Annotated in this window: 7 protein-coding genes; 3 read left to right on the top strand and 4 right to left on the bottom strand. The window is 60.4% G+C overall.

Features of this window, described 5'->3' with window-relative positions:
- From KBB36_RS20475 to KBB36_RS20465, 3 genes are all read right to left on the bottom strand, one after another.
- A partial coding sequence (locus KBB36_RS20475) for a TolC family protein (RefSeq protein ID WP_290985610.1) occupies positions 1 to 1,078 on the bottom strand: 1,078 nt, incomplete at its 3' end.
- Positions 1,079 to 1,146: 68 nt separating this feature from the next.
- A complete protein-coding gene (locus KBB36_RS20470; protein ID WP_290985607.1) occupies positions 1,147 to 1,467 on the bottom strand; it encodes a hypothetical protein in 321 nt (106 codons plus the stop codon).
- A 93-nt stretch (positions 1,468 to 1,560) separates the two neighbouring features.
- Entirely contained in the window at positions 1,561 to 1,932 is a 372-nt protein-coding gene (locus KBB36_RS20465) for a hypothetical protein (protein ID WP_290985604.1), read from the bottom strand.
- A 640-nt stretch (positions 1,933 to 2,572) separates the two neighbouring features.
- Between KBB36_RS20465 and KBB36_RS20460 the strand changes: the two genes are divergently transcribed.
- The 3 genes from KBB36_RS20460 (at position 2,573) to KBB36_RS20450 (ending at position 4,552) form a co-directional block, all read left to right on the top strand.
- The gene (locus KBB36_RS20460) at positions 2,573 to 2,788 is read left to right on the top strand and encodes a transposase (RefSeq protein WP_290985602.1); all 216 of its coding nucleotides are present in this window, start codon (positions 2,573 to 2,575) and stop codon (positions 2,786 to 2,788) included.
- Between the two features lie 199 nt (positions 2,789 to 2,987).
- A complete protein-coding gene (locus KBB36_RS20455) occupies positions 2,988 to 4,253 on the top strand; it encodes an adenylate/guanylate cyclase domain-containing protein (protein WP_290985599.1) in 1,266 nt (421 codons plus the stop codon).
- Positions 4,254 to 4,348: 95 nt separating this feature from the next.
- Positions 4,349 to 4,552 (top strand): heavy metal-associated domain-containing protein, encoded by a 204-nt coding sequence (locus tag KBB36_RS20450; RefSeq protein WP_290985596.1) that lies wholly within the window; start codon positions 4,349 to 4,351, stop codon positions 4,550 to 4,552.
- Positions 4,553 to 4,570: 18 nt separating this feature from the next.
- Here KBB36_RS20450 and KBB36_RS20445 read toward each other — a convergent pair.
- A partial coding sequence (locus KBB36_RS20445) for a copper-translocating P-type ATPase (RefSeq protein WP_290985593.1) occupies positions 4,571 to 6,583 on the bottom strand: 2,013 nt, incomplete at its 5' end.

The following is a 6,583-nucleotide window of genomic DNA, read 5'->3' as shown; positions in this document are numbered from 1 at the left end:
TCCGGCTCAGCACCTCCACTTCGCGGTGCGCCGCCTGCAGCGACTGCCGCGCTTTCGCCAGGCTGGCCAGCAGATTGAGGCGCAATGCATCCGCCTCGGCTTCCGCGCGGACCAGTTCCTGGCGCGCGCGCTGGATACCGCCCCGATTGCTGTCGAACACCGGAATCGGGATCGAAATACCAACCATGAAGGCGTTGCTGTCATCCTCGTTGTAACGGCGGACACCGGCCCGCAGAGTCGGGTCAGGGACGGCAGCCGCCTGCTCCTTGGCGATAGCGGAGCGTGCCTGCGTCACCGCCGCGCCGGCTCGGCTGAAATCAGGGTTCGCACGCAAGCTTTCTTCATCCGGGCCAACACTGGGCAAGCCACCACTGCGCTCGAACCAGCCACCATCATTGGCGAGCTCGACTCGGGTGACGCCCAGGCTGCCGGCGAGCGCCGCCAGAGCAGTGGTGTATTCGCGTTCCGCCTTCTGGCTCGCCACTTCGGCAGCGGCTTGAGCGATCTCGCTTTTGCGTGCCTGGAAGGGCGGTTCGCGGCCATTTTGTACCCGCTCACGCACGGCACCAGCCAGGGCTTGAGCATTCTTCAGCCGATCGCCCTCAAGTACCACGACCCGGGCGGCATAGAGTGCCGATACATAGCCGCGCGCGATTTCCTCGCGCAGCGCCAGCTGGTCGACATCACGTTCATGCCCCGCCAGGGCGACGCCCGCATCGGCAAAGCCTATACGGGCGTCTCGCTTGCCCCCCATCTCAATGGTCTGGGAGATCCCGGCAGCCACTTCGATATTGCGGCTGCCGCGGTAGGACTTGCTGCCGGCGAAGTTGTCGGCATCGACAAATAATTCAGGATTGGGCCGGGCTTCCGCCTGCAGGCGGTCTCCGCCGGCCGCTTCGCGCCGCGCTTCGGCTACACGCAGCCGCGGCGATTTCGCTTCGCCAACGCGCAGGGCTTCATCAAGGCTGCCGATCCGCACCGTCTGGCCTGGTGCCGGCGTGATTTGCATAGGGGTTTGCGCGGCCAATGGCTTGGCCAGACCCGCCATCACGGCGAGCACAAGCAGGGGAAGACGCATGTTCTGTTCCCTCGAACAAAATACCAGGTACCGGCGCCAGCGGCACCGGAGCGTTCAGGTTCGGGGAATCAGGCTCGGGGAGGTTCGAGTAGGCCGAATATCAGGCCCAGATCAATGCCAGCGTCGCGTAGGCTGGTTGGGCTCTCAGTCGATGGGAAAGCCACCATCTGGACCCGCAATTGCACCGGCATGGCACGGCCATGCTGATCACAATGCACGGCACAATCCTGCACCAATTTGGCGGGAGCAGGTGTCTCGTCACCCGCAGCGGCATCCGGCGGCACGGCATCGGAGGATGCCGAATAGGCCAGCGATACCGGATCAGCAGCATTGGCAACGGCATACTCGGTATGCCAGCCGAACAGGGCCGTGAACAGGACAGCGGACACGGCGAGCCAGGCGGCAAGAAGCCGTCCTTTCCGTCGATATGCTGCGATAGCCTGTGTCATGCGCTGTGCTGCCTTCCTACACTATAACTAGGGCTACTTCGCGGTAAGGCTATACTGTGCCTTGCCGAGTTCCTTGCCGCCCTCGGTGAGGGTGGCCATGGCGCGGACTGCACCGGAGAGCGGTGCGCCGGCTTTACCGGCCAGCTTGTCGCCTTGCGGCTTCAGTTCCACGCTGCTCTCTGCATTGTTGACGAAGAGCTTGACCGACGCCGCCATGCCGCCCGTGGGCTGCATCGGCTTGTGGTCCTTAATGATATAGAGCTGCACATCACTGCCCTTGACCACCAATTCACCCTCATAGGCGCCAATCTTCTTCACCTGGCCGCCGTATTTCGCTTCATCGGCTTGAGCCGATACCGCGAAAGCCAGTGTTGCCGCGGCGATAATCGCTGCTAACGCTTTCATTCATCCTCCATATGGTTGGCCTTACACGGGGAAAGTGCCAAAGCCGGCAAGCGCTTGCAAGCATTCGCCCTGCGGCGCTTTGCCGCTGTAATACTGTTGCTGTTCATGAAATGGTGCACGAAATGGACGTAAAGGCAGCGACGCCAACCCGTCACATTGGTGCCAATCTCGGCATAAAACTCGTCTGGAGTGTAATAGCGGCCGAAATCGCGATTGATGCCGTCACGCTGGATATATGTGTCGCCCCCTGTCCATTAGGATGGAATTCGAATGGGTCTGGCCTAGATATGAAGAAAAGGTCCATCCGGGCCCGGGGGTTAGAAAGAGACAGTGAAGCCGGCATCAGGCAAATATTCAGGAAGAGCAGATCAAGCAGTTTGTAGCCAGCGTCACAGCACCGTTGGCGACCGAACTGGCGGGCGTCAATAACCACGCGGCACAATCTATTTCCTGAAGTTGCGCGAACCGATTGTGGCCAAACTTGCCGAGCAGGAGTCATGGCTCTCAGCTGGGATCGATGTCGATGAAAGCTACTTCGGTGGATCCCCGAAAGGGAGGCGTCGTCGTGACACAGCCAGAAAAATACCAGTTTCTGACTTCCTCAAACATGACGACAAGGTCCACGCCTTGATCACCCACAATGCCCAATACAAAAACACTGTTGCCGATCATCTGGCAGACCATCCCACCCTACAGCACCGTCTATATTGATGGTTTAGCCAGCTACGATGTTGTCGAAGCTTCGGAGTTCCGCCATGAACGGATCAACCACCCTGAGGCTTTCGTCGAAGAGCGAAACTATATCAACGATATCGAGAACTTCTGGAATCAGGCGAAGCGCCATCCGGCGCTGTAACGTTGTTCCGCGCCAGCACTTCAACCCACACCTCAAGAAAGGCGAACAGCGCCTCAACTCCCCCGATCAACAACCTCTTCAATGTATTGCTTGGATGCGCTAAACGGGAAATGCTATATCCTGATCTGGGCCAGCCACTAAATTAGTCCGGCCAGTGCTTCAGGAGGAGTCCGTAGTCAGCTTTTTTTTGAAAAGAACAATGGCCCAGGACAAAATCCTTCCGCAAAATCTCGCTCAAGCCCTCAGGGCATCCGATCTTGAAAGCGAGCGGATCGCATCGATCATTCGCGCCATCATCCTGGTCACGCTGCTTGCCGCAGTTTTCACTGCGCACACGCAGGAAGCGGATCACCGGCCACTGGAGCTGGCCGTGCTGGTTTACGGCTTGGGAACCATTGCGGGCCTGGTAGCCGCCTGGAGAAAGTATCATCCTGTCGTCCTGCCTTATTTACTTGTCGGTTTCGACATCATTACCCTGACCATCGCAATCGTCATGATTGGTGCGGAATTTGGCATTGCACCCATAGACGCATTCACGCTGCCGATCTCGGGCCTGCTTGTCGTGGTCTTTCTGCACGCTTCGTTGCGCTACAATCCTTGGTTGGTGGTGTTTGCAGCCGGCATTCTGGCGGCCGTAGTCCTGATCGCTTCCTTGGTCAGCAACGTCGACGAATCCAGTTTCCACACGGATGCAGCGGAGCATCTGATGCATTTCAGGGTGTTTCCGATCATCATTTTTCTGCTGACCATGGGCATTCTCGCGGTAACGACCGCGCGAACCAGGCGACTGATCGCCAATGTCTATGTCAGCACCAGTCGGGCCGCCACTTTGTCTCGCTACTTTTCCCGCGACGTCGCTGAAGAGCTGATGAACAGGCCATCTGGGACAACGGAGTTTGGCGATCGCATCCGCGCCGCGGTGTTGTTCGCCGACTTACAAGGCTTCACCGCCATGGCGGAAGCGATGGATCCTGGCGAGCTTGCCAAGTTTGTTTCGGACTTCAGGGAACGGATTTCCAGGCCAGTATTAGCCAATGGCGGCGTGGTCGATAAATACATCGGCGACGCCGTCATGGCAGTCTTCGGCACACCACGACAGGCGCCGGACGATGCAAAGCGGGCCATACTCTGCGCCCTGTCGATGGTCGATGAAATCGAGGCCTGGTCCCAGGAACGCATAAAGCTGGGCAAGCCGCCCATTCGTATCGCGATTGGCGGGCACTTCGGGGATGTGTTCGCAGGCGTGATCGGCGACGGGACACACCTGGAATATACCGTCATTGGCGACACGGTGAATGTCGCAAGCCGTCTCGCGCGATTACCGCGTGCCCTGGAGACACCACTTGTTCTCTCGACCCCGCTTGTCGAGGCGGCAGGTTATCACGATGTCAGGCTTGTGGCGCTGCCGCCGCAACCGCTTCCCGGCCACCCCAAACCGATGCCAGTGCATAAGCTTTCAGGCTGACGAGCCTGGGAGCAGCTTCAGCCTCGTCTCCGGTAGAAATGCCTTGACCTTCCCACGCAGGAAGGCCGTAAGGCTGGGGCAGCAAGGAGTGTCCCATGACTGACTTTACCGTTCCCGACATGACCTGTGGTCATTGCGAAACCAGTATCCGCAAAGTGGTTGCCGCTTTGCCTGGCGTCGATGACATTATCGTCGATCGCCCGACCAAGCGCGTTTCCGTGCGTGGCTCAGTGTCTGACGATGTGGTTCGCAAGGCCATCGAAAATGCGGGCTTCACGCCACAGGCAGTGTCGGCCTGATTTCCTGACAGATTCCGTTCATTTGATGCGGACGGCACGCAGTCGCAATGCGTTGGCAATCACGCTCACCGACGACAGTGCCATGGCGGCCGCAGCAATGACGGGGGACAGAAGCAACCCGAAGGTCGGGTAAAGCACCCCGGCCGCGATCGGAACACCCGCTGCATTGTAGATGAAGGCAAAGAACAGGTTCTGTCGGATGTTGCGCATGGTCGCCGCCGACAGGTGACGGGCCTTCACGATGCCCTGAAGATCGCCCTTCAGCAGGGTGACGCCGGCACTTTCGATGGCCACGTCCGTCCCGGTCCCCATGGCAATGCCGACATCGGCGGCCGCAAGCGCGGGGGCGTCGTTCACGCCATCGCCGGCCATTGCCACCACACGGCCTTCGCGGCGCAGGCGCTCGACGACGGCGCTCTTGCGGTCCGGCAGCACATCGGCCTCTACCTCTTCGATCCCGAGACGTCGCGCCACGGCTTCGGCCGTGATGCGGTTGTCGCCCGTCAGCATGACGACATGGATGCCATCTTCGCGCAGGGCGGCAAGCGCCGCTGGCGTCGTCTGCTTGACCGGATCGGATATCGCCAGGATACCGGCCACCTCCTGGTCGATGCCAAGATAGATGGCGGTTGCGCCATCCTGGCGGAGTTCATCGGCCTGGTGGCTGAACCGCTCCGCTGGCAGGCCGTGGCTGCGCAGGAAGTCCGCATTGCCGATGATGACCTGATGGCCATCGATCCGTCCGACCACGCCTTTGCCGACCGGGCTGTCGAACTCGGTCGCCGTCCCGAGCGCCATGCCGCGTTCGGCCGCCAGTTGTACGATAGCCTGAGCGAGAGGGTGCTCGCTGCTGCGTTCGAGGCTGGCTGCGAAATACAGCAGCTTGTCCTGGCCAATCTGGGCCGTTGTACGGATATCGGTGAGCTTTGGCTTACCTTCGGTCAGCGTTCCAGTCTTGTCGACCACGATGGTATCGACCTTTTCCATCCGCTCGAGCGCTTCTGCATTCTTGATCAGGACGCCGAGCTGGGCACCGCGTCCGACCCCAACCATGATCGACATTGGCGTCGCCAGGCCAAGCGCGCAGGGACAGGCGATGATCAGCACTGATACAGCGGCAACCAGTCCGAAGGTGAGCCGTGGCTCCGGACCCCAGACTGCCCAGGCGGCAAAGGCGAGAATCGCGACAAGGATGACAGCCGGCACAAACCAGCCGGCGACATCGTCGGCCAGGCGCTGGATCGGGGCCCGGCTGCGCTGGGCCTGCGCCACCATCTGGACGATCCGGGACAGCATGGTGTCATGGCCGACCTTGTCAGCGCGCATGACGAATGACCCTGTCTGGTTCATGGTGCCAGCGATCACCTTGCTGCCGGCTTCCTTGGTGACAGGCATCGATTCACCGGTGACCATGGATTCATCCACGGCACAGCGGCCCTCCAACACTTCGCCATCGACCGGCACTTTTTCGCCGGGTCTGACGCGCAAACGATCATCGACCTGGATCGATTCAGCCGGAATGTCCTCATCCGAGCCATCGGCCGTAATGCGTCTGGCCGTCTTCGGTGTCAGGTCCAGCAGCGCCTTGATCGCGCCCGATGTCTGCTCACGCGCCCGCAATTCGAGAACCTGGCCGAGCAGGACCAGCACAGTGATGACGGCTGCCGCTTCAAAATAGACCGCGACGGCGCCATCGGGCCCACGGAAGGCCGGCGGAAAGAGACCTGGATCAATGGTTGCAACCAGACTGTAGACCCAGGCAATGCCTGTCCCCATGGCGATCAGGGTGAACATATTCAACTGGCAGGTTGCGATCGACACCGCGCCGCGCTGGAAGAAAGGCCAACCCGCCCACAGCACGACTGGTGTTGCCAAGGCCAGCTGGATCCAGTTCGACGTCTGCGGCCCGACAACATGCAGGTTCAAGAGATGTCCACCCATCTCGAGCATAAAAACGGGGATGGTCAGCCCCAGCCCGACCCAGAACCGCCGGGTCATATCGATCAGTTCGGGATTGGGGCCGCTGTCGGC

Source organism: Ferrovibrio sp., from assembly GCF_017994015.1.
GTDB lineage: Bacteria > Pseudomonadota > Alphaproteobacteria > Ferrovibrionales > Ferrovibrionaceae > Ferrovibrio.
This window is presented reverse-complemented; position numbering and strand designations above follow the sequence as displayed.

Coding starts and splice junctions, on each gene's coding strand:
- KBB36_RS20465 (WP_290985604.1), bottom strand. CDS start 1,932: ATGAAAGCGTTAGCAGCGATTATCGCCGCGGCAACACTGGCTTTCGCG.
- KBB36_RS20460 (WP_290985602.1), top strand. CDS start 2,573: ATGCCCAATACAAAAACACTGTTGCCGATCATCTGGCAGACCATCCCA.
- KBB36_RS20455 (WP_290985599.1), top strand. CDS start 2,988: ATGGCCCAGGACAAAATCCTTCCGCAAAATCTCGCTCAAGCCCTCAGG.
- KBB36_RS20450 (WP_290985596.1), top strand. CDS start 4,349: ATGACTGACTTTACCGTTCCCGACATGACCTGTGGTCATTGCGAAACC.